Annotated in this window: 17 protein-coding genes and 1 pseudogene; 4 read left to right on the top strand and 14 right to left on the bottom strand. The window is 71.0% G+C overall.

Annotated elements, in window-relative coordinates; translation table 11 throughout:
* Positions 1-165 precede the first annotated feature (165 nt).
* The 7 genes from CFK38_RS00435 to CFK38_RS00405 form a co-directional block, all read right to left on the bottom strand.
* Positions 166-546 carry a RidA family protein gene (locus CFK38_RS00435; protein ID WP_096801295.1) on the bottom strand — a complete coding sequence of 127 codons (381 nt, stop codon included), beginning with the start codon at positions 544-546 and terminating at the stop codon, positions 166-168.
* The gene (locus CFK38_RS00430) at positions 543-2,231 is read right to left on the bottom strand and encodes an N-acyl-D-amino-acid deacylase family protein (RefSeq protein WP_096801294.1); all 1,689 of its coding nucleotides are present in this window, start codon (positions 2,229-2,231) and stop codon (positions 543-545) included. Before CFK38_RS00430 ends, CFK38_RS00435 begins: the two co-directional genes overlap by 4 nt.
* 37 nt (positions 2,232-2,268) lie before the next feature.
* Positions 2,269-3,513, bottom strand: coding sequence for a type III PLP-dependent enzyme domain-containing protein (locus CFK38_RS00425; RefSeq protein ID WP_096801293.1), 1,245 nt, complete (start codon positions 3,511-3,513; stop codon positions 2,269-2,271).
* Positions 3,514-3,695: 182 nt separating this feature from the next.
* Positions 3,696-4,490, bottom strand: a complete 795-nt coding sequence (locus CFK38_RS00420) for an enoyl-CoA hydratase/isomerase family protein (RefSeq protein ID WP_096801292.1) — start codon at positions 4,488-4,490, stop codon at positions 3,696-3,698.
* A 35-nt stretch (positions 4,491-4,525) separates the two neighbouring features.
* Positions 4,526-5,302, bottom strand: a complete 777-nt coding sequence (locus CFK38_RS00415; RefSeq protein ID WP_096801291.1) for a glucose 1-dehydrogenase — start codon at positions 5,300-5,302, stop codon at positions 4,526-4,528.
* Between the two features lie 32 nt (positions 5,303-5,334).
* Complete coding sequence (locus CFK38_RS00410; RefSeq protein WP_096801290.1) at positions 5,335-6,477, bottom strand: acyl-CoA dehydrogenase family protein; 1,143 nt, start codon at positions 6,475-6,477, stop codon at positions 5,335-5,337.
* A gap of 62 nt (positions 6,478-6,539) precedes the next feature.
* A complete protein-coding gene (locus tag CFK38_RS00405; protein ID WP_096801289.1) occupies positions 6,540-7,208 on the bottom strand; it encodes a TetR/AcrR family transcriptional regulator in 669 nt (222 codons plus the stop codon).
* Between the two features lie 256 nt (positions 7,209-7,464).
* Between CFK38_RS00405 and CFK38_RS00400 the strand changes: the two genes are divergently transcribed.
* Positions 7,465-8,406, top strand: a complete 942-nt coding sequence (locus CFK38_RS00400; RefSeq protein ID WP_096801288.1) for a hypothetical protein — start codon at positions 7,465-7,467, stop codon at positions 8,404-8,406.
* 35 nt (positions 8,407-8,441) lie between these two features.
* On the opposite strand, the gene CFK38_RS00395 is transcribed toward CFK38_RS00400, so the two are convergent.
* The 5 genes from CFK38_RS00395 to CFK38_RS00375 form a co-directional block, all read right to left on the bottom strand.
* A complete protein-coding gene (locus CFK38_RS00395; RefSeq protein WP_096801287.1) occupies positions 8,442-9,689 on the bottom strand; it encodes an MFS transporter in 1,248 nt (415 codons plus the stop codon).
* A 234-nt stretch (positions 9,690-9,923) separates the two neighbouring features.
* Positions 9,924-10,898: a phosphotransferase family protein gene (locus CFK38_RS00390; protein WP_096801286.1), complete on the bottom strand. Its 975-nt coding sequence runs from the start codon at positions 10,896-10,898 to the stop codon at positions 9,924-9,926.
* A gap of 299 nt (positions 10,899-11,197) precedes the next feature.
* Positions 11,198-12,598, bottom strand: coding sequence for an MFS transporter (locus tag CFK38_RS00385; RefSeq protein ID WP_096801285.1), 1,401 nt, complete (start codon positions 12,596-12,598; stop codon positions 11,198-11,200).
* 59 nt (positions 12,599-12,657) lie between these two features.
* Positions 12,658-14,082: a glycoside hydrolase family 5 protein gene (locus tag CFK38_RS00380; RefSeq protein WP_172895754.1), complete on the bottom strand. Its 1,425-nt coding sequence runs from the start codon at positions 14,080-14,082 to the stop codon at positions 12,658-12,660.
* A 225-nt stretch (positions 14,083-14,307) separates the two neighbouring features.
* Positions 14,308-15,303 carry a LacI family DNA-binding transcriptional regulator gene (locus tag CFK38_RS00375; RefSeq protein WP_157773292.1) on the bottom strand — a complete coding sequence of 332 codons (996 nt, stop codon included), beginning with the start codon at positions 15,301-15,303 and terminating at the stop codon, positions 14,308-14,310.
* A gap of 246 nt (positions 15,304-15,549) precedes the next feature.
* Here CFK38_RS00375 and CFK38_RS00370 point away from each other — a divergent pair, with 246 nt between their 5' ends.
* The 3 genes and pseudogenes from CFK38_RS00370 to CFK38_RS00360 all read left to right on the top strand — a co-directional run.
* Positions 15,550-16,659, top strand: coding sequence for an alcohol dehydrogenase family protein (locus CFK38_RS00370; RefSeq protein ID WP_157773291.1), 1,110 nt, complete (start codon positions 15,550-15,552; stop codon positions 16,657-16,659).
* Entirely contained in the window at positions 16,649-17,716 is a 1,068-nt protein-coding gene (locus CFK38_RS00365; RefSeq protein WP_096801281.1) for a proline racemase family protein, read from the top strand. The genes CFK38_RS00370 and CFK38_RS00365 overlap by 11 nt, the downstream gene beginning before the upstream one ends.
* Before the next feature lie 755 nt (positions 17,717-18,471).
* Positions 18,472-18,930, top strand: a pseudogene (locus CFK38_RS00360) (Abi family protein); the annotation flags it as partial.
* Between the two features lie 275 nt (positions 18,931-19,205).
* On the opposite strand, the gene CFK38_RS00355 reads toward CFK38_RS00360, so the two are convergent.
* Positions 19,206-20,075, bottom strand: coding sequence for a carbohydrate ABC transporter permease (locus CFK38_RS00355; RefSeq protein ID WP_096801280.1), 870 nt, complete (start codon positions 20,073-20,075; stop codon positions 19,206-19,208).
* Positions 20,072-20,995 (bottom strand): carbohydrate ABC transporter permease, encoded by a 924-nt coding sequence (locus tag CFK38_RS00350; protein WP_275542284.1) that lies wholly within the window; start codon positions 20,993-20,995, stop codon positions 20,072-20,074. Before CFK38_RS00350 ends, CFK38_RS00355 begins: the two co-directional genes overlap by 4 nt.
* Positions 20,996-21,010 lie beyond the last annotated feature (15 nt).

Raw genomic sequence — 21,010 nt, 5'->3', positions numbered from 1 at the left:
CGGGGACAGCGGCCGGGCCCCACAGGCGGGGTGCGTGTCCCGCCTCGCACGCTACGCCCTCGGTCCGCTCGTCCCAAGGGACTGACCGCTCGGACCGGAGGCGCAGCGCCGCAGGATCTCTCCTCCGCGACCGCGCGGCGCGCCGGGCCCGCCGCCGGGCAGGGTTCAGCTGGGGATCCGTGCCACCAGGTCGATCTCGACCAGGATGTTCGCCAGCTGGGAGCCGACGGTGGTGCGCACCGGGTACGGCTCGGTGAAGAACTCGCGGTACGCCTCGTTGAACTCCGGGGCATCCGCGAGATCGGCGAGGTGCACTGTGGCCTTCAGCGCATCGTCGAGGGTGGCGCCGCTCTCGGCGAGCACCGCCTCGAGGTTCCGCAGCACCTGCCGGGTCTGTTCGCCGACGGTGGCGGCGACCTCGCCCGTGACCGGGTGCTGCGGGCCGAAACCGGCGGTGAACAGCAGGTCACCGGTCACGATCGCCTGGCTGTAGGGGCCCGCAGGCTGCGGGGCGTCGTCGGTGCGGAGGGCGTCCTTGTGGCTCATGGTTCTCCTGGAGACAGTGGGCGGTTCGTCGGCGCGGCGCAGGCGCTGCCCGGCGAGAGCGGCGGGACCGAGCAGGCTACGCCGTCGAGGTGCGGGGCGGCGGCGGTGTCCGGTCTGCGGGGTGCGGCGCGCAGCCCGCGACCGGGCAGCTCACCGGTGAGGCGGCCGCCGGCGAGCACGGGCCGCCCGGCCACCAGCACGTCCTGGATCCCCACCGCGATCGCCAGCGGGTCCTGGTAGGTGGCGCGATCGGTGACGGCTGCGGGATCCACGAGCACCAGGTCGGCCAGGAACCCCTCGGCGACGGCGCCGCGCTCACCGAGACGGAAGCGCTCCGCCGCCCCGGAGGAGAGATGCTGCGCCGCCTGGGTCCAGTCGAGGAAGCCGTGCTCACGCACGTAGGTGGCGAGATAGGAGGCGAAGGCGCCGCGGGATCGAGGATGCGGATGGGCGCCGACGAAGATCCCGTCGGACCCTCCGAGATGCCGCGGATGGGCCAGCAGCCTCCCCAGGTCCTCCACCGGGCGCTGGTCGCGCACCGCCATCACCACGTTCACCTCGAGCGCGGACGCCGACAGCAGGTCCAGCGCCGCATCGATCGGATCGGTGCCGCGACGCACAGCGACCTGCGCGAGGGTGAGCCCGGGAGCCCAGGCGAACTCCTCGGCGACGGTGTGGGCGATCGTGAGCAGCTCCGGCCAGTCCGGCCCGAGGCTCGGATGATGCGCCACCGCGGGGAACCATTCGCGGCGCAGCAGCTCGCGCCGGGCGGGGTCCCGCAGCAGTGCGCTCGCCTCCCCGGGAGCCATCGCGTTCAGCGCCGGCGGCAGCAGGGTCATCCCCAGCAGGGAGCAGCCGCGCGTGTACGGGTAGGCGTCGAAGCTCGCCTCCACCCCCGCCCGCGCGAGGAGGCCCATCAGCCGCTCGGCCTCCGCGGCCCGGGTGTGGAAGTGGGAGATGTGCACCGGCACCCCGGCCGCACGACCGATACGGACCGTCTCCTCGATCCCCACCTGCGAGTTCTCCTCGTAGCCGCCGCGCATGTGCGTGACGTACGGCAGCCCGGCGGCGGCGAGCGGACTGCACAGCGCCGCGATCTCCTCGGCGTCCGCGAACAGGCCCGGGGTGTAGTCCAGCCCGGTCGAGAGCCCCACCGCTCCGTCGGCCACCGCGCGGGCGACCAGCGCCGTCATCGCCGCGCGCTCGGCGGGGTCGGCCGGACCCTCGGCGCCGCCCATCACCTGGTGGCGCACGGTCCCGGCGGGCACCAGGTAGGCGACGTTCAGCGGTACCGCATCGTCGTAGGTGGCCAGCAGGTCGGCCACCGAGCCGCCGCGGAAGGTGGGGTGGGGGCCGTTGATCGCCGCGAAGTACTCGCTCGCCCAGGTGCCGTCGCCGGGGGCGTAGGAGACGCCGTCCTGCCCGCCGATCACGCTGGTCACTCCCTGACGCAGCAGCGCCAGCTGCACCTCGGGCTCGAACACGGCGCCGTCGGCGTGGGAATGGGCGTCGATGAATCCGGGCATCACCAGGCGCCCGTCGGCCTCGAGCACCTGCGCGCCCCGGGCGCGGGAGGGGTCGATGCGGCCGACGGCGGTGATCCGCGCGCCCTCGACGAGCACGTCGGCCCGGACCAGGCCGTCCGGGGCGACGACCCGGCCGCCGCGGAGCAGCACGGCGCTCATCGGTGGGTGCTCATCGGCTGGGACCTCGCTCGCGCCCTCAGAAGAACGTCTCCACGGCCTCGTGCACCGTGCCGGTCGCGGGGTCCACGATCGGGATCAGCCGCCACTTGTCGAAGGCGGTGCACGGATGGGACAGCCCGAGCGTGACCACGTCCCCGAGGGCGAGCTCCGCCGTGCCCGGGTGGCGGAGGAAGGCGTGCTGGTCGTTCAGGGCCGTGATCTCCCCCTCCAGCGGACGCTCGGGGCCGCCGAGCGCGGTGGCGACACCGAGCGGGACGGGCAGACCCTCGTCATAGGGCACGTCCCGCTTGCCGGCGTCGAGCAGGGCCAGCCCGGGCTCCGGCATCGAGACCACCCGGGCGTGGGCGCGCATCCCCGGCAGCAGCGCCTCCTGGTCGGAGAGGCCGCGGGTGGCATCCAGCGGGGAGATGCCGCGGTAGAAGCCGGAGTCGTGGACGATGTACGCGCCCGAGCGGAGGATCCTCCGCATGCCCCGGAGCGGCGCGAGCGCGTCGGTCACCAGATCGAAGTAGGCGCTGCCGCCGGCGCTCACCCAGGGGGGCCCCGCGATCAGCGGGCGCAGCGACTCCGCGAGAGCGGCCAGGCGCTCGCAGTAGGCGGCGACCGCGGCCAGGGAGGCGGGGGAGCGGTCATGGGCGATCGCGCCCTCGTACCCGGCCGCGCCGACCAGGTGCAGCACCGCGGAGGCGGCGATGCGCTCGCCGATCTCTCGGGCCGTCGCCTGCTCGCGCGCGCCGGTGCGGGCCCCGGCGGCCCCCAGCTCCACCAGCACCCCGAGGGAGGAGCCGGCCGGCAGCTCGCGTTCGAGCAGGTCGATGGTGGCGAGGCTGTCCGCCCAGCACACCAGCTCCTGCTCGGGATGCTCCGCCAGGTGGGCGGCGAGCCGGCGCAGCAGGGCGGGATCGGTGCAGGTGTTCGCCAGCTGCACCGTCCGGATCCCCTCCCGCAGCGCGAGATCCGCCTGCCAGCCGGTGGCGACCGTGATCCCGGTGCAGCCGGCGGTCAGCTGCCGCGCCCACAGCGCCGGCGCCATGGTGGTCTTCCCGTGCGGCATCAGCTCGAGGCCGCGCTGTGTGGTCCAGCGCGCCATGACCCGCAGATTGTGCGCGATCACCGACTCGTCGAGCACCAGCAGCGGGGTGGAGAAGCTGCTCAGCGGTGCGTCCAGTGCGGTGATCGGGCGGCCGACGAGCTCGGCGGGGAAGGACTTGTCGCGGGGCTGGACGGTGCGCTGGTGGGACGGTGGCGCGTGCTGGGGCATCGGTGACCTCGCTCGGGGCGGGACGGCGGGACGGCGGGACGGCGGGACGGCGGGACGGCGGGACGGCGGGACGTCGAGTCTCCGGGGCGCGGCGGGAATGTTCAAGGAGCGCACACTCGGGACGACGAGGCATGCCGGCGCCGGAACCGCCCACCCTACCGAGCACCTGCTGGCGGACCTCGTCACCGCCCGTCGAAGTCCGGTGCCCGCTTCTCCAGGAACGCCGCCGTGCCCTCGGCCTTGTCCGCGGTCGTGAACAGCAGCGTCTGCGCCAGCTGCTCCAGCAGCAGCCCGGTGCGCTGATCCGTGTCGTGGCCGGGGCCGATGACCATCTTGGCGAGTCGTATCGCGAGCGGGCCCTTGGCGAGGATCCTCGTCATGATCTCCGCCGCGGTGGGCAGCAGGTCCGCAGCGGGCACCACCGTGGTCACCAGGCCGTACCGTTCGGCCTGCTCGGCGGTCAGCGCCCTGCCGGTGAGGATCATCTCGAGCGCCCGCCCGGTGCCCACCAGGCGGGAGAGCCGCTGGGTGCCACCGGCGCTGGGCAGCACCCCGAGGCCCACCTCCGGCAGGCCCATCCGCGCCTCCTCGGCGGCGATCCGGATGTCGCAGCTCATCGACAGCTCGAGCCCGCCGCCCATCGCGACGCCGTTGAGCGCGGCGAGGGTGGGCTTGGGGAAGTCCTGGAGCCGGTCGTAGAGGCGCTGCATGGTCGCGGCCAGCCCCTCGGTGACGCCCCAGGCCGCGACCTCGGAGATATCGGCCCCGGCGGCGAAGGCCTGCGGGCCGCTGCCGGTGATGATGATCCCCTGCACGGCGGCGTCGGCCTCCCAGGCGTCCAGCACGGTGGAGAGCTCCGCCAGCAGGGCCTGGTTCAGGGCGTTGCGCTGCTCCGGACGGTGCAGCGTGATCGTGCCGATCCGGTCTCTCACCTCGGTGCGGAGGGCCGTGAGGTGCGGGGACTGCTGGTCCGTCATGGTCTGCTGCTCTCTGTTCGGGCCGGCGTGGGTTCTCAGGCCATCGTGAGTCCGCCGGAGACGGACAGGGTCTGGCCGGTGATGTAGTGGGAGGCGGGTGAGGCGAGGAAGGCCACGGCGTGGGCGAGGTCCTCCGGCTGGGCGAGGCGGCGCAGCGGGATCGCTCGCTCGAGCGAGGCGCGCAGCTTGGGGTTGTCCTGGGAGATGGAGTCGAACAGCGGGGTGTCCGCCGGGCCGGGGCAGACGGCGTTGGCGGTGATGCCGGCGCGGGCGCTCTCACGGGCGAGGGTCTTGGTGAAGGCGACGATCCCGCCCTTGCACGCCGAGTACACGGCCTCGCCGCTGGAGCCCACCCGGGCCGCGTCCGAGGCGATGTTCACGACGGTGCCGTGGCCCTGCGCGGTCATCACCCGCACCACCGACTGGCTGCAGTGCAGGGTGCCGACAAGGTTGATCCCGATGATGCGGTCCCAGAGCGCGGGATCCTGGTCCAGGAACGGGCCCACCTTGTCCCAGCCGGCGTTGTTGACCAGCACGTCGATCCGGCCGAAGCGGTCCACGACCTGGGCGGTCATCGCGTCCACGGAGGCTCGGTCCGCGATGTCGACGGGGACGGCGAGGCTGGGGCCGCCGAGCTCCGCGGCGACGTGCTGCGCCGCCTCCTCGTCGAGATCGGCGACCACCACGATCGCGCCCTCGGCGGTGAGCTTCGTGGCGATGCCCCGGCCGATGCCGCCGGCGGCGCCGGTGACGAGGCAGATGCGGCCGGTGAGGTCCTGGTCGTTGATGGCGGGGGCCGGGGTCTCGGCCATGGCGGTGCTCCTCAGGTCGGTTCTCGGGTCGGTCACGGGGCGAGCTCGCGGTCCACGGTGTGGCGGGCGATGACGAGCTTCATGATCTGGGCGGTGCCGTCGCCGATCTGCAGACCCAGCACGTCGCGCAGGCGCTGCTCGATGGGCCGGTCCGTGAGGTAGCCGTTCTGTCCGTGGCTGAGCAGGCACTGGTGGATGACGTCGTACGCCGTCTTCGGGGCCCACCACTTGCACATCGCGGCCTCCTTGGTGTGCGGCAGCCCGGAGTCCTTCAGCCAGAGCGTCCTCTGGCAGAGCAGCCGCGCGGCGGCCAGCAGCGTCTCCGCCTCGGCCAGCGGGAAGGCGACGCCCTGGAAGGAGCTCAGCGGCTGGTCGAAGGCGGTGCGGGTACCGGTGTACTCCCAGGTCTCCTCGAGGGTGACCTGGGCGGTGCCGATCACCTGCAGACCGATCAGCGCGCGGGAGAAGTCGAAGCCCTGCATCACCTGCGTGAACCCTTCACCGAGCTCACCGAGCTGGTTCCGGGCAGGGATCCAGGTGCCGGAGAAGTCGATGTATCCGCGGCCCACGGCCCGGGTCCCCAGGTCCGGGGCGCGACGGCGCCGGATCCCGTCGCGGTCCAGCTCCACCAGGAAGGCGGTGATGCCCTTGCCGCGGCGCCCCGGCTCGGTGCGGGCGAAGACCACGGCGGCACGTGCATCCATCGCGAACGACATCGACTTGGTGCCCTCCAGCACCCACCCGTCGCGCTCGGGCCGGGCCGTCATCGAGGGGTTGCCGGCATCGGAGCCGGCGCCCGGCTCCGAGAGCCCGATCGCCACCAGGTCCTCGCCGCTGGTGATCCGCGGGATCCAGTCGGCGGCCACCTCGGGCCGAGCGTTCCGAACCAGGACCTGCCCCACCAGGGAGCTGATGATCTGCACGTAGGCGACGGTGAGGTCACCGCGGGCGATCTGCTCGGCGATCATCCCGGAGGTCAGCGCACGCTCGTCACGGCCGCCGAGCGTCGAGGGCAGTTCCGGGGCGATCAGCCCCAGCTCGCCCATCCGGCGGCGCAGCTCCGGGGCGATCACCCGGTCCTGCTCCCGCTGCTGCTGAGCGGGGGCGATCTGGGTGGCGACCTCGGCGGCCGCGTCGATATAGCCCTGCATCGCGTCGTCGATGACGAAATCCATGTGGCCTCCTTCGGCAGTGGGCGCGTCAGCAGTGCGGGGCTCCGGTGCTGCGCGAGGTGGTCCTACGCGAGGTCGCCGAGCAGGTCGGGGTAGCGGTGGCGGTGTTCGGGGTGGATCGCGGTGGACAGCAGCAGTGCGGTCTGGGAGCGCAGGAACTCCTCGAAGGTCATCCGCGGCGCGAAGTACCAGTGCTTCAGCGCCCAGGAATGGGCCACTGTCAGCAGGTCGTAGGCGAACAGCTCGGCGTGGATCGGGCGCAGCAGACCCTGCTCGACAGCGGTGTCGACGGCGCTGCGCAACGGCTCGACGGTGCGCACCTCCAGTTCCTTGACGACGCTCCGACCCACCTCGTCCAGGGTGTTCGATTCGCGATAGGTGAGCATCACCGCCTGACGGCTGTCACGGATGACGGTGCAGTAGGTGGCGAAGGCGCCGGCGATCTGCCGCACCGGGTCCTCCTCCGGCTCGACCGTCTCCGCGAGCATCCGTGCCATGTCATCGAGCACGCCCTCGGTCACGGCCTGCACGAGCTCCTGCTTGCTCGCGAAGTACCGGTAGATGAGGCCGACGGAGACCCCGGCTTCGTCGGCGATCGCCTGCATCGACACCGCCGGCGAGCCGCTGCGCTCCATCAGCGGCACGGCCGCGTGCAGGACCTGCCGCCGGCGCGCATCCGAGCGCGCCGCACGGGCGGCCTCCTCCGGAGCGATCGCCGCATCGTGACGGGGCATGGTCCCTCCTCCTGGTGTGGGGCACCGTCGGGCCGAGACGCGTGAGAACGCCGCTCAGCAGAAATGAATGACCATTCATCCTCGAGTGTGGCGCGGGTCACCGGGTGCCGTCAAGGGCGGGAAGGGGCCCCGTCGGCACCGGGCATCACGCCCCCGGCGCCCCCCGCGCGAGGGACCGTTCCTCCCCGTGGCCCCGTCGTCCACACCCGGTGAGGGGCCATGGCGCACCCGCCGGGGCGTCCAGCACGCTCGACCCATGACGATCGATGACGCAGTGCCCACGGCCGCTGACCTCTTCGGCGAGGACCTCGCCGGTGCACCCCCGACACCGCCGGACCGGCCCAGACCCTGGTTCCTCGGCGACGCCCCGGCCCCGAGGGAGGAACCCTCGGACGAGGCGGGTCGCATCGCGATGGCGGCGGAGGCCGCGCAGCTGCCGTTCCTCCGGGTGGCCCAGCACCTGCTGGAATTCGTCGGGGACGGGTGCCGGACCACGAAGCTGGGTACGCTGTACGCCGTCGATCGCCGGCGGGTCGAGGAGTCGTGCCGCGACGGCTCCGACGGCTGGGCCTGGCATCCCTGCGGCACGGACTCCCGAGTCCAGCAGGCCTGGGACCTGCTCACCCGTCACGGCTGGCTCGTCAGGGAGGACGCAGGGGTGCGGCCGACGGGCACGCCCCTGGTCGGCACCGGGAGCGATGCCCGCGCGGAGGACGGTCCCGACGAGGACGGGCTCGACGGTGCCCGCCGATTGCTCGTCGCCGTGCTCGAGAGCGCTCGCCCCGCATTCCGGGAGTTCTCGACCATGGAGAGGGCCGAGGACGACATCTGGGATGCGCTCTTGGTGGCGAGCGGGCCGGACGGCCTGGTCCTGCCCGATCACCCGTGCGATGGCAGGCTCCTGCACTGCGTCGAGTCGGTGGACTTCCTCGTGGGGCTGGTCCGCCACCCCTACGTGCGCGACGTGCCCCTGGACCGGAGCAGCGGGCACGTCGCCGACAGCGCCCTGCGCGGGCTCGCCCTGACCGCCCGGACCCTCGAGCAGCTGATCACGTGCGGAGTGGTCACGGACGGGGGCGACGAGGAGGAGCACTGGTACGAGGCCGACGCACCGGGAAGGAGACCGGTGCGGACCTATCGGGCCCCCGCTCTGATGCGCGGAGCCGTCGCCCGCGTGCGGGGGAGCCGGGGTCTCTGATCACCCTCGCACGGGAGAGTCGCGCCGTCGGGGGCTCAGGCCGGCACCGACAGCTCACTCTCGGTGGACGCCGGCGCCTCGACCCGGCGACGCTGCCTGCGGTGGACGGTGTAGGACCAGCCGGCGATCCCGAGGCCCAGCACCGCGAGCACCACGCCGGTCCAGGCCGGGGCGAGCAGGCCCCAGCCGGCGGCGAGCACGGCCGCGCCGAGGGCGGCGCCGAGCGAATTGCCGATGTTCAGCGCCGAATGGTGCAGGGCGGCGGCCAGTGAGGGGGCGTCGGGCGAGGCGTCGAGCAGGAACAGCTGCAGGGAGGGGCCCATCAGCTGGGAGGTGATCGCGATCGCGAGCAGCACCACCATCCCGGCGATCGCGTTCTGGGCGACCAGGCCGAAGAGGGCGAGGCTGAGCGCCATGCCGGTCAGGCCCAGGAAGATGGTGCCGTAGATGCTGCGATCCGCGAGGCGGCCGGCGAGGAGGTTGCCCAGCGTCATGCCGAGGCCGAACACGAACAGCGCCACCGGCACGGCGCGCACGCCGAGGCCCATCACGCCCGGCACGATCTCGCCGATGTAGCTGTACACGGCGAACATGCCACCGAAGCCGATGGCGCCGATCCCGAGCGCGAACCACACCTGGCCGCGGCGCAGGGCACCGAGCTCCCCGCGGATCGAACCGGTGGCGCCCGCCCCCTCGGGCTCGGGCACCAGGCGCCAGATCGCCAGGGTGGTCGCGGCGGCGATCACCACCACGATCACGTAGGCCGATCGCCAGCCCACCTGCTGGCCGAGCGCGGTGGAGGCCGGGACCCCGATCATGGTGGCGATCGTCAGGCCCAGCATCACCAGCGACACCGAGCGGGCGCGGCGGCCGGGCGGGGAGAGGCGGGCGGCGACCAGCGAGGCGACCCCGAAGTAGGCGCCGTGGGGGAGCCCCGCGAGGAAGCGGGCGGTGGCCAGCGTGGCGAAGTCCGGAGCGATCGCGGAGAGCAGGTTCCCCAGTCCGATCAGGCCGATCAGCAGCACCAGCAGCCGGGCGCGGGGGATCCGCACCGCCGCGATCGTCACCAGCGGCGCACCGATCACCACGCCGAGGGCGTACAGGGTGATGAGCATGCCGGCCTGCGGGATGGACACCTCGAGGTCGCGGGCGATCTGGGGCAGCAGGCCCATGCTGGCGAACTCGGTGGTGCCGATCGCGAAGGCGCCCAGGGACATCGCGACGATGACCAGCCGCAGCCGGCCGGGGGACAGCGGTGCGGGTGGCGTCGGCGTATGCGACATCGGGGAGCCTCCAGCGCGGGTCGGGACGGACACGCTGCCGACGCTGGAAGCGATGAGTTCCTCCCGATCCTAGGCCCGACGCCCCGGCCGCGGCCAGTGCACAGTGACCAATGCTGGCTCTTCGCGGAGGAGGGTGTAGCAGCTGGGGACGGAAGCCACCGGTCTCGAGCAGTGGCGAGTGCGCGTCTGCCCGGCACCACGGTCGCCCCTCGTGCACCGTGCAAGAGCCGGTTACTAGAGCAGGGGCCCGAGGTAACCGCCCTCGGTGTCGAGCAGGTCCGTGAGCAGGCGGCACGGGCGCCAGTCCTCGACCCGTCCTGGGGCGTCGTCATGGCCGAGCCAGATGTCAAGGTCGCGGAGCTGGTCGAGGACCGCGGCGCCGTGGAGAAGCGCGCGACCATGAACCGGATCCATGTGACGAGCGGTGATCTCCAGCGCGACTGCCCCTGCATTCGAGTCCTCTTGCTGGCCGTCCTCGGATACACGGGCCTCGCATACCAGCCGGCATAGGTCGATCTCGACCGGACCGAGCACTGCGAACTCAAAGTCCAGCAGGGAGATGACCTCGCCGTCCCAGAGGGCGTTCATCAGGGCAAGGTCGCCGTGGTTGACAGACTGCTCGACGAGGGGCGCAGCTCGAAAGTACTCCTCGATGACTTCGTCCAGCCGCGACTGCTGGGCGCTGGACAGTCCGAGCGCATCGGTGGCGCGTCCCGCCGCCGTCGTGGCATCGCCGAGCGTGGCCGGAACGAAACCCCCGTACGCTGCGACATGCGTCCTGAGAGAGGAGCTCGCGTCGTGCACGATATGGGCCCGAGCCCACAGTTGCCGGACAGCCTGTTGCTGCTCCACAGGTGACAGGGTTGGCCAGACCTCATGCAGGTTCTGGCCCCGAACCTCCTTGGTCACGATCCAGCCGTGGCCTTCGGCAGTGCCCTCCCCGAGTATCTCTGGGTGCCCGACCTCTCGTGGTAGAGCACGCACGAGTGCGGTCTCCCGAGCCATGTCGACGGGCGTATGCGCGATCCGCACGGCGATGCCGTCACCGACCCAGGTCGCGTTCGAGTACCCGTTTGCTCGCCGCATCCGCATGAGGTCGCCACCGAAGTGGGCCGCCACGTCGGCGGCCACGTCGCGGACGAAGGCTGCGTCGGACGGGTCGCGGTACTGGTCGAGCGGGTGGGTGTCCGCGTTGGGCTCTGGCGTCATGTGAAGTATCTTCCACGGGCGTGCAGGTGCTGTTCCCGAGCAGGGATCTTGCAAGATCGTCGCAGACGAGGATGCAACCGTCGTCGCGTCGGCGACCGGCGCGTCGGTGCCTGGATCGGCGTCGAGGTCTCCCGAGGATGGACGTTCTCATGTGACGTCTCAAGTCATCGTGGACCCCGATCACACCCTCGATCGTGAAGAGCACCATGGTCGCGGCCACGGTCGGCGTCCGATCCGCGCGGCGACGTGCACGGTCGGGTGCTGTTCAGCAGCGGTCCCTCGAGCGGTCCCTCGAGCGGTCACTCGGTCGTGTCCGGCCCCACCGCCGTCCCCTCCTCGGGCCGGCGTGCCCGCGACCATTCGCTGAGCTCCCGCTCCCGCGCCCGGTCGTAGGGCAGGAAGACGAGCGGGATCAGGCCCACCAGGGCGAAGAGGATCGGCACCCCGGCGGTGGCGAGGCGGATCGCCTCCTGGGTCTGCGGGGACTGCACCTCGGCGGTGATGTCGTAGCCGCCGGCGGTGAGGATCGCCATGTACAGCACCATCTGCACTCCGGCGATCGGCGCGGTCAGCAGCGCCCGGACCGAGGCGATCGACCCCGCCTTGCGCACCCCGGTGAGGCGCTCGTTGTGATCGATCAGCGCGGCATCCAGTGCGGTGGTGGCGGTGGAGACCGTGTACCGGCCGGTCATGATCAGCACGTAGCACAGCAGCACGTTCCACCAGGTATCGGCCCAGAGCAGCAGGAGCGCGAAACCGCCGAGGTAGGGCAGCGCCGCGACCCACATCGCCGTGCGCGAGCCCAGGCGCTTGATGCCCTGCGCGACCAGGGGCAGCAGCACGAGCACGACGACCATCGAACCGGTGTCCGCCAGGGTGGCCTGGGTGCCGGTGGAGCGGACCACATGGTCCATGAAGTACAGGAACGCGGTGAAGTAGATCCCCATCGGGGCCATGAACAGCATGCCGTGGAAGAACAGCGCCCAGAACGCGCGCATCCGCACCACGGAGCGCAGGTCCCGCAGCAGACGGGAGGCGGTCACCGGGGCCGCGCCGCCGTCGCCCTGCTCGTACAGCTCCGGCGGGTCGCGCAGCGCCCAGGCCGCGAACGCGTAGACGGCACCGTTGACCAGCACCACCCCCATCAGCATCACGTTCAGCGTGATCCGTTCGGTGACGGCATCGCCCACCAGCATCTGGGTGGCGACCACGGTCGCGACCGCGGAGATGATGTTCCCGATCCAGGCCCGGGCGACCTCGACGTCGATCCGGTCCTCGCGGGTGGGGGCGGCGAGGTAGACGTAGCTGGTCGCAGAGATCAGGTACAGCGTCGAGGCGACGTCGAACAGGAACAGCTCGACCAGGAACACGGTGAAGATCGCGGCCTGCGACCAGGACGACGGCGTCCACGCCATCAGCACCAGTCCCAGCAGGAGGAAGGGGATCGTCACCCGCATCACCAGCAGGAACTTGCCCTTGCCGGGGCGGTAGCGCATCTTGTCCAGCAGCACGCCGAACACCGGATCGTTCAGCACGTTCCAGATGTTGAAGATCAGGTACACCCAGCCCACGTACCGCGGATCCATCCCCACCACGTCGGTGTAGAACTTCACGTAGACGTTGTGGATGATCACCGAGGACATCCACGCCGCCGGCAGGGGCGTGGCCAGCAGCAGCCGCCGCTTCAGCGGCATCGCCATCTCAGGGACCCCCGGCTCGTCCCGCGCTCGTGAGCGGGCGGGTGGTCGAGGCGGTCATCTCAGCTCACCCGCAGCCGGTGCTCGCCAGCCCCGGGGGCCAGCAGCACCGTGGCCTGCTCCCGTCGCAGCTCCTGGCGACGACCGTCGACGAGGTGCTCGACCTCCCGCTCCGGCGGGATCCAGAACTCGCTCGGCGCATCGCAGTCGATACCGGTCCAGGCCGCACGCCAGCCCCCACCCGCCGAGGTGCCGGCCCGCAGATCCCGCCCGGCCACCGCGCGGGGCCGCGGCCGACGCAGCCGCGCCGCCGCCTCCGTGGCCGCGAACCCCGGCTCCCAGCACCAGTAGAACCAGCTCCAGGCGCGGGCATCGAACAGCTCCAGCTGCGCGTCGGCGTGGCGAGCGATGCCCTCATGCGTCCCGAACGCGCCCCATTCGCCGACGATCACCGGCACGCCGAGGCCCTCGCCGGTCTCCGCGGCGCGTTCGAAGATCGTGGTGACCCGGGTGTCGCTGGCCTGCGGCATCGCTGCGGTGTCCACCACCAGGTCGTAGCCGTGCGGGGAGTAGGCCCAGGCCGCGTCCTCGAGCGGAGGGATCGAGGCGGGGATGCCGATGTTGCCGAAGTAGTCGTGCTCGCGCAGGATCAGGCCGCGCGGATCCGCCTCCCGGATCGCGCGCGCCGCCGCGGTGTACAGCGCATGGACGGGGCCCTGCTCGAACTCGGCCAGCATCGGCGCGATCCGGTCCCCGAGGGTGCGATGCAGGGAGGGGTCCTCGAGCTGGGCGAGCTGGGAGAGCTTCGCGGCAGGGTCGGCGAAGTCGGCCATCACCTGCTCCGGGGCCTGGCCGGTGAGCTCGGCGACGACGTGGATGATCGCCCCGAACAGCTGCGGGGCGGCGGACCCCGGGGTCGGTTCGTTCAGCACGTCGTACCCGATCACCGCCGGATGCGAGCCGAACCGCTGAGAGAGCATCCCCCACATCGCCACGAAACGGGTGCGGATCCCGACGCCGTCCCCGGCGGGGGCGTCGGCCCAGAAGGCGTCGTAGGCCTCGTGCACGGCGGGGGAGGAGAGATAGGCGTCCGACCACAGCTCGGTGGCCTCGAACCGCTGCGCCGTCAGGGTCGCCCAGGCCGGGGCGCCGTTGCCGAAGGACTGCGAGAACAGGTCCTGGTGCCCGTCGAGGATCACCGCGCATCCGGCGTCGTGCAGCAGATCCAGCTGCTGGGCCAGCCAGTCCAGGTGCTGCGGGGAGTACTCGCCGGGTCGGGGCTCGGTCGCCGCCCAGTTCACTCCCAGGCGCACGCTGTCCAGCCCGATGTCCCGCAGCTGGGCGAGGTCCTCGCCGGTCCAGCAGCCCCGGAACGCCGAGGGCTCGGTGGCGCCGGGACTGCCCTTGGCGACCAGGTTGATGCCGTGCAGGATCCGTTGGCGACCGTGCTCGTCGACGAGCGTCGACCCCTCGGTGGAAAGCGACATGGTCCTGTCTCCCTCGACTCGGTGAGCTCCAGCTGCGCTGCGCTGCGCTGTGGTGACGCCACGGTAGCCGCTCCCAGGAGGGCGCATGCGAGGAATCGGGGAATGGGTGACTGCCCGCTGCGGAGGGACCTCACCAGGTCCTTCGCGGCGGGGAGGGGGAGAGCCGCCCGGGGCAGGCGCCGGACTCCTCGAGGCAGCTGGCCCCGTTCTGGACGGCGGCGCCGCTCAGGGCTGGGGCGGAGGGGCGACGCTGCCGCGCACGACGACGGTGGTGTGGCCGGCGAGGTCGTTCTCCGGACGCTCCCGGGCGATGACGGAGAGCAGGGTGCGCAGCGCGAGCTCCCCACGCTGCCGGTCGGCGGTGGCGACGGTGGTGAGGCCGGGGGAGAGGTGGGCGGAGAGCACGTTGTCGTCGTAGCCGGTGAGCGAGAGCTCCTGCGGGACACGGATCCCGTAGCTCAGGGCGAGGGAGAGGCCCGCGATCGCCATCAGGTCGTTGGCGTACAGGATGCCGGTGGGCGGGTGGGGCAGGTCCAGCAGCTGTGCGGTGGCATCACGCCCGGACTCGGCGGTGAAGTCGCCCTCGACCACGAACGAGTCGTCCAGTCCGCGCGCTCGCATCGCGGCGCTGAAGGCCGCGCCGCGCACTCGGGCGTGGAGGAAGCGAGGAGGCCCGGAGACATGCGCGATCCGGGTGTGACCCGCCTCGGCGAAGAGCTCGACGAGCTCCTCGACGGCGGGCGAGTCGTCGGAGTAGATCGTGGGCAGCCCCGAGGTCTCCTCGAGGCCCGGGGCGCGAGCACTGAGCACCACAGCGGGCAGGGCGAGCTCGGCCATCAGCGCGAAGCGCGGATCGCCCACACGCACATCCAGCAGGATCACACCGTCGGCGCGGCCCGCGGCCAGATGCTCGTAGGCGGTGCGCTCCGCCTCCTCGCTGGAGGCCACGTGCAGGATCAGCCCCATGCCGTGGGCGGCGAGCACCCGCTCGCAACCGGCGATGAACCCCGGGAAGAAGGTGTCGCTCGCGAGGGTCTCGGGGTCTCGAGCCACCACCAGGCCGACGGCACCGGCGCGCACCGACTCCGGCGACCGGGCGTCGCAGCGCGAAGCGGCCTGCGGCGTCTCGGCGGCGGTGGCGTGCTGCAGCCGGGCGCACTCAGCGGCGGCGTCGCCACGGCGGACGGCGTCGCCGTCGGGCGCCTTGTCGATGGTGCTCATGCGGTATCCCCTCCGCGGTGAGGTCGTCAGTGGGCCAGAGCGCTCTGGCGTCGTCGCAGTTCGGGACGTGCCCCCATCCCCCGAACCGGTTCGGTATGTGGCCATAGAACCGGGTTGCCCGGCGGGTGTCAATTCTTCACCTGGGCGGGGCCGCCAGCATCCCTGGACCGGGGACGTCCTGCGGTGAGATGCTGGCCTCAGCGGCGCGAGCGCGTGCTCGCGCGCCCCAGGACAGGAGGGGCTTCGATGGCGACGGTACCCGGCACTATGCAGGCCATGCGGCTGATGGGCCACGGCGGCCTGGACCAGCTCGTCCACACCCGGGAGGCGCGCACTCCCGCCCCGGCACCGGGGGAGGTGCTGATCGACGTCCACGCCTGCGGGATGAACAACACCGATATCTGGGTGCGCGAGGGGGCCTACGGGTCCGAGACCGACCCCTCGGAGGTCTCCACCTGGCGGCGCGGCCGCTCCACCCTGGAGTTCCCCCGCATCCAGGGAGCGGACATCGTCGGCCGCATCGCCGAGGTCGGAGGCGGGGTGAACCGGGACCGGATCGGTCAGCGGGTGATGGTCGACTTCAGCCTCTACCACCGCCCCGAGGGCGATGAGTCGCTCGCGGACATCGACTACATCGGCCACGGCCGCGACGGCGGCTTCGCCGACTACGTCGCGGTCCCGGCCGCCAACGCCCACGAGATCACCGCCGATATCCCCGACGCGGGCCTGGCGACCTTCTGCTGCGCCTATCTCACCGCCGAGCAGATGCTGGACCGTGCCCGCCTCGCCGAGGGGGAGAACATCCTGATCACCGGCGCTTCGGGTGGGGTGGGATCGGCGCTGATCCAGCTCGCGCGGGTGCGCGGGGCGATCCCGTACGCGGTCACCAGCGCCGGCAAGGAGCAGGCGCTGCGGGACATCGGCGCCGAGGACGTCGTGCTGCGCGGCGGCGACGATCTGGTCGCCGAGGTGGCCCGCACCGCCGACGGGCCGATCGACGTGGTCGCGGACCTCGTGGGCGGGAAGATGTTCAACGACCTGCTGCGGATCCTGCGACCGGAGGGCCGGTACACGACCGCCGGCGCGATCGGCGGCCCCGTGGTCCAGCTGGACCTGCGCACCATGTACCTCAAGCACCTCGAGCTGCACGGCTCCTCCCAGGGCACCCGCACCGCGTTCCGCCGCCTGGTCGGCATGATCGAGAGCGGGCAGATCCGGCCCCTGCTGGAGCGCACCTTCCGCCTCTCGGACCTGCACGAGGCCCAGCGCACCTTCATGGCCAAGACCTACATCGGCAAGCTGGTGGTGGTCCCGGACCGCCACTGGGAGAGCGTGGGGGCTCCCCATGCGCCGTGAACGCAGCATCACGCTGATCGATACCCAGTCCGGCGGGGACGTGAGCCGCGTGGTCACCGCCGGAATCCGGGAACTGCCCGGCGCGAGCGTGCTTCAGCAGGCCCGCTGGCTGCAGCGTGAGGGGGACGGGCTGCGACGCCTGCTGCTCTCGGAGCCCTACGGCGACCCGGCGATGTCGGTGGACCTGATCGTCCCGCCCGGTCATCCCCAGGCGCAGGCCGGCTACATCATCATGGAGGCGATGGGGTACCCCATGTACTCCGGCTCCAACACGCTCTGCGTCGCCACCGCGCTGCTGGAGAGCGGGATCATCGAGATGACCGGCGGCGAGCAGCGGATCGTGCTGGAGTCCCCGGCGGGGCTGGCCCGCATCACCGCGACCACGGCGGACGGGCGGGTCGAGCAGGTCACCACCCAGGGCGAGCCCGCCTACGTCGCCGAGCGCGGACTCGCGGTCGAGGTGCCCGACTACGGGAGGGTGGGTTTCGACCTGGTGTGGAGCGGCGCCTACTACGCGATGATCCGCGCGGCGGAGCACGGCTTCGAGCTCACGGCCGACGAGGAGATCGCGCTGACCGCCTTCGGGGACGCCTTCGTGCGCACGGCCCGACCCGGGCTGCGCCAGGAGCACCCGTCGCTGGGGGACGTGGGCCCGCTGCCCTTCGTCCACTTCATGGGCGGGGTGCGCACCGGGGAGGACGGCATGGCCCACTCCCGCTCCGCCACCTACGTGCATCCCGGCGTGATCTGCCGCAGCCCGACGGGCACCGGCACCTCGGCCCGGCTCGCGCTGCTGGCCGGTGATGGCGAACTCGGGCCGGGCGACACCCTGGAGACGATCTCCCCGCGCGGCAACCGCTTCGTGGGCACCGTGCTCGGACCCACCACCGTCGGCGACTTCCCGGCCTGGGACTCCACCATCACCGGCACCGCCCGGCTGATGGCCCGCTCGAAGCTCACCGTGGACCTGGACGACCCGCTGGTGGACGCCTCGGACCTGGAAGGGGTGCTGAGCGGGGAGTCGGCAGACCAGGACGTATCGCCGACGGGCCACTGAGCTGGCAGATATGCCACCTCTCATCACTATGTGGCTCGCGCGCGATATGGCGGATCGCCGCGCCGCCGTCGGTGCCTGCATGACAAGCCGGACGACCGCCGAGAGGGACCGGGGCGCGTGGGAGTGCCACATGCTGCGCTCGTCCGTCCGACCCCATCGCTAGAGTCGTTGCCGTTCCACGATGACGATGACGATGACGATGACGATGTCGGCCGAGAACGAGTGAGGGGAACCATGGGGATGCCGCGCCATGAAGGGGCAGCGACAGTGTGGGGGAAGACGATCTGGCTGCGAGTGCCCGGGCCGTCCCGGGAGATCCTGTCCCGCCACCTCATCCGGAGAGGCGGAAATGGTGGCGCCGTGCCTGGCGATGGCTCGTTACCTGACTGTCCGCTCGAGCTGAACGATGGGCGCTGTTCGAAGGGGACGTCGAATCGACGGACTCCCGGGCGAGGGCCCGAAGGTCGAGCAGTACCCGTCAGGGCTCGGTGCTATGATCGGACTATCACGATCAGCCCGTTGCCTCATGGCGCGGGCTGATTTTCTGTGTGAAGGAGTCTCATGGTGGAGTACACGAAGGTGTGGCTTCCTCTGGAGAAGCAGGTCGAGCGGCTCGTTGCACGGGGTCTCGAGATCGGTGACGAGAGCCGTGCTGCCGCTCTCCTGCAATCTGTCGGGTACTACCGGCTCACCGGGTACCTGTACCCGTTCCTCCGCTCGGAAGAGCGGGGCGGGGAGGCCGCACACGGAGGCGTGTGCTCAGCCGGTACCGGCCAGGCACCGCGCTCCACCACGCTGAGCAGATCATCGACTTCGACCGTAGGTTGCGCATGCTGGTCATGGAAGGTGCTGAACGCCTTGACGTCGCTCTGCGGATGAGGACCGGATACGTCCTCTGGGAGTTGTCGGCCTTCGCGCATGAGGACCCTGCATGCTTCACAGAAGCGTTCACGGCCCCGCGGACGGACAGTCGAGATCCCCGTGCCGGTGCGCATGTGCTGTGGTTGCAGCGGGTGAAAGAGAGCCGGGACAAATCCGATGAACTGTTCGTAGAGCACTTTCGGGAGAAGTACGACGGGCGAATGCCGATCTGGGCGCTCACCGAACTGCTCGAGATGGGCCAGCTCTCCCGCGTGTACCGAGGGATGCTCCAGCAGGATGCGGAGAAGATCGCCTATGCGTTCGGCGTGCCTACGAAGAAGATCATGACCAGTTGGCTGGCCAGTCTGAACTACGTGCGGAACGTCGCCGCTCATCACGCCAGGCTCTTCAACCGGAAGCTCCAGAATGCACCGTCACGGCCGACCGTGGGGAAGATCCCTCTCCTCGATCATCTCAGCGCGCCGGATTCGCCCAAGAGAGATTTTGGCACCTACAACGCTCTGGCCGTGATCGCCTACCTGCTGAGTTCCTGGGTGCGGGCCTCTGCAGCCGAGTGGGAGGAACGCAGAATGGACCGCGGTGGTAGGGCGCGCCGGTGCCGGCCCGCTCACCCCTTCGTCGCGCCGGCGGTCAGCCCGGAGACGATGTACTTCTGGCCGATCACGGCGATCACCACGATCGGGAGGGTCATCACGACGGTCGCCGCCATGATCGCGCCCCAGTCGATGCTCGCATAGGAGACGAAGTCGAACACGGCCACCGGCAGCGTCTTGGTGTCCGCGCCGGAGAGCACCAGGGCGAACATGAAGTTGTTCCAGGAGAAGATGAACGACAGGATGCCCGCCGTCGCGATCCCCGGGACCGACAGCGGCAGCAGGATGCGCAGGAAGGCTCCGATCGGGGTGAGGCCGTCGACCAGGGCGGCCTCCTCCAGCTCGAGCGGCATCGAGTCGAAGAACGACATCATGATGTAGACGCTGATCGGGATGAGGATGAACATGTGCGACAGGATCAGCACGCCGTAGCCGCCCACCATGCCCAGGTTCGCGAACACGTAGTACCAGGGCACCAGCAGGCTGATACCGGGGATGATGCGAGCCAGCAGCACCGTCAGCGCGGACTTCTGCATGCTGAAGCGGCTCATCGCGAACGCGGCCGGGACTCCCAGCAGCAGCGACAGCCCCGTGGCCCACGCCGCCACCCAGAAGCTGTTGAACACGAACTGTCCGTAGTTCGCATTGCCGAAGACGTTCGCATAGTTCGACAGCACCGGCTCGAAGAGGAAGGTCTTCGAGGTGTCGTTGATGTCGACGTTCGTCTTGAACGAGGCCATCACCATCCAGGCCAGCGGCAGCACGAAGATCAGGATGACCAGGACGATCAGGATGCCGCGCACCACCGGGTAGACCTTGGTGCGCGCTGGCTTCCTCCGTCGCGCAGGGGCCGTGGCGGAGCCGGTGGGCAGCGTCGTCGTCATAGCTTCGCCCCTCGTCGACGGAAGGTCAGGAACCACATGACCACCAGGATCATCAGGAAGAAGATGATCAGTGCGGCGGAAGCGGCCCCGTAGTCGTTGTACTTGAAGGTGAGGTCGTAGACGAAGATGTTCAGCGTCTCCGCCTCGTGGAAGGATCCACCGCCCTGCCCCTTGGTGACGTACAGCAGGTCGAAGGTCTTCAGGGCGTCGATCGCCCGCAGCAGCACCGCGACCAGCACGACGGGCCGCAGCAGAGGCAGGGTGATGGACCAGAAGCGCTGCCAGGCGCCGGCCCCGTCGATCCGGGCGGCCTCCTCGATCTCCTCCGGGATGGTGGTCAGCCCGGCCAGCAGGATCAGCGCGACCATCGGGGTGAACTCCCAGACGTCGACGAGGACCAGCGTGGGCAGGGTCGTGGTGGGGTCCGAGAGCCAGGGTTGGGCGGGGATCCCGAACCAGCTCAGGAATCGGTTGGCGAAGCCGATGTTCGGTTCGAAGATCAGCCGCCACATCATGGCGACCGCGACGGGCGTGGCGACGAAGGGCAGCAGGATGGCTGTGCGCGCCCACCGCTGGCCGCGGAACGGTCGCCACAGCAGCAGGGCGATCAGCATGCCGAGGATGAGCTCGAGCACGAGCGCCCCGGTGGTGAACGCCGCTGTGCGCACGACGGCCGGCCAGAACCGGTCGAGATCGCTGAGGATGCTGAGGTAGTTCTCGATCCCGACGAAGTCCTTGGGGCTGCGCACGGATCCCCTGGCGTCGGTGAGGCTCAGGTAGAGCGTCCACCCGATCGGGAAGGTGATCAGCAGGGCGGTGAAGATCATCGCCGGGGCGGCGAGGATCCATTTCCGGTGGGCGTTCATCCACCGGGAGGCGCGCTCACGGGAGCCGGGAGCGTCCTGGACGGTCGTGGTCATGCGTTCTCTCACCCA

It is taken from the genome of Brachybacterium vulturis, from assembly GCF_002407185.1.
Taxonomy (GTDB): Bacteria; Actinomycetota; Actinomycetes; order Actinomycetales; family Dermabacteraceae; genus Brachybacterium; species Brachybacterium vulturis.
The sequence above is the reverse complement of the archived record's forward strand: the minus strand, read 5'-3'. Positions and strand labels throughout refer to the sequence as shown.

Excerpts from the sequence above, each read along its gene's own strand:
- CFK38_RS00435 (WP_096801295.1), bottom strand. The coding sequence starts at position 546 with ATGAGCCACAAGGACGCCCTCCGCACCGACGACGCCCCGCAGCCTGCG.
- CFK38_RS00430 (WP_096801294.1), bottom strand. The coding sequence starts at position 2,231 with ATGAGCGCCGTGCTGCTCCGCGGCGGCCGGGTCGTCGCCCCGGACGGC.
- CFK38_RS00425 (WP_096801293.1), bottom strand. The coding sequence starts at position 3,513 with ATGCCCCAGCACGCGCCACCGTCCCACCAGCGCACCGTCCAGCCCCGC.
- CFK38_RS00420 (WP_096801292.1), bottom strand. The coding sequence starts at position 4,490 with ATGACGGACCAGCAGTCCCCGCACCTCACGGCCCTCCGCACCGAGGTG.
- CFK38_RS00415 (WP_096801291.1), bottom strand. The coding sequence starts at position 5,302 with ATGGCCGAGACCCCGGCCCCCGCCATCAACGACCAGGACCTCACCGGC.
- CFK38_RS00410 (WP_096801290.1), bottom strand. The coding sequence starts at position 6,477 with ATGGATTTCGTCATCGACGACGCGATGCAGGGCTATATCGACGCGGCC.
- CFK38_RS00405 (WP_096801289.1), bottom strand. The coding sequence starts at position 7,208 with ATGCCCCGTCACGATGCGGCGATCGCTCCGGAGGAGGCCGCCCGTGCG.
- CFK38_RS00400 (WP_096801288.1), top strand. The coding sequence starts at position 7,465 with ATGACGATCGATGACGCAGTGCCCACGGCCGCTGACCTCTTCGGCGAG.
- CFK38_RS00395 (WP_096801287.1), bottom strand. The coding sequence starts at position 9,689 with ATGTCGCATACGCCGACGCCACCCGCACCGCTGTCCCCCGGCCGGCTG.
- CFK38_RS00390 (WP_096801286.1), bottom strand. The coding sequence starts at position 10,898 with ATGACGCCAGAGCCCAACGCGGACACCCACCCGCTCGACCAGTACCGC.
- CFK38_RS00385 (WP_096801285.1), bottom strand. The coding sequence starts at position 12,598 with ATGGCGATGCCGCTGAAGCGGCGGCTGCTGCTGGCCACGCCCCTGCCG.
- CFK38_RS00380 (WP_172895754.1), bottom strand. The coding sequence starts at position 14,082 with ATGTCGCTTTCCACCGAGGGGTCGACGCTCGTCGACGAGCACGGTCGC.
- CFK38_RS00375 (WP_157773292.1), bottom strand. The coding sequence starts at position 15,303 with ATGAGCACCATCGACAAGGCGCCCGACGGCGACGCCGTCCGCCGTGGC.
- CFK38_RS00370 (WP_157773291.1), top strand. The coding sequence starts at position 15,550 with ATGGCGACGGTACCCGGCACTATGCAGGCCATGCGGCTGATGGGCCAC.
- CFK38_RS00365 (WP_096801281.1), top strand. The coding sequence starts at position 16,649 with ATGCGCCGTGAACGCAGCATCACGCTGATCGATACCCAGTCCGGCGGG.
- CFK38_RS00355 (WP_096801280.1), bottom strand. The coding sequence starts at position 20,075 with ATGACGACGACGCTGCCCACCGGCTCCGCCACGGCCCCTGCGCGACGG.
- CFK38_RS00350 (WP_275542284.1), bottom strand. The coding sequence starts at position 20,995 with ATGACCACGACCGTCCAGGACGCTCCCGGCTCCCGTGAGCGCGCCTCC.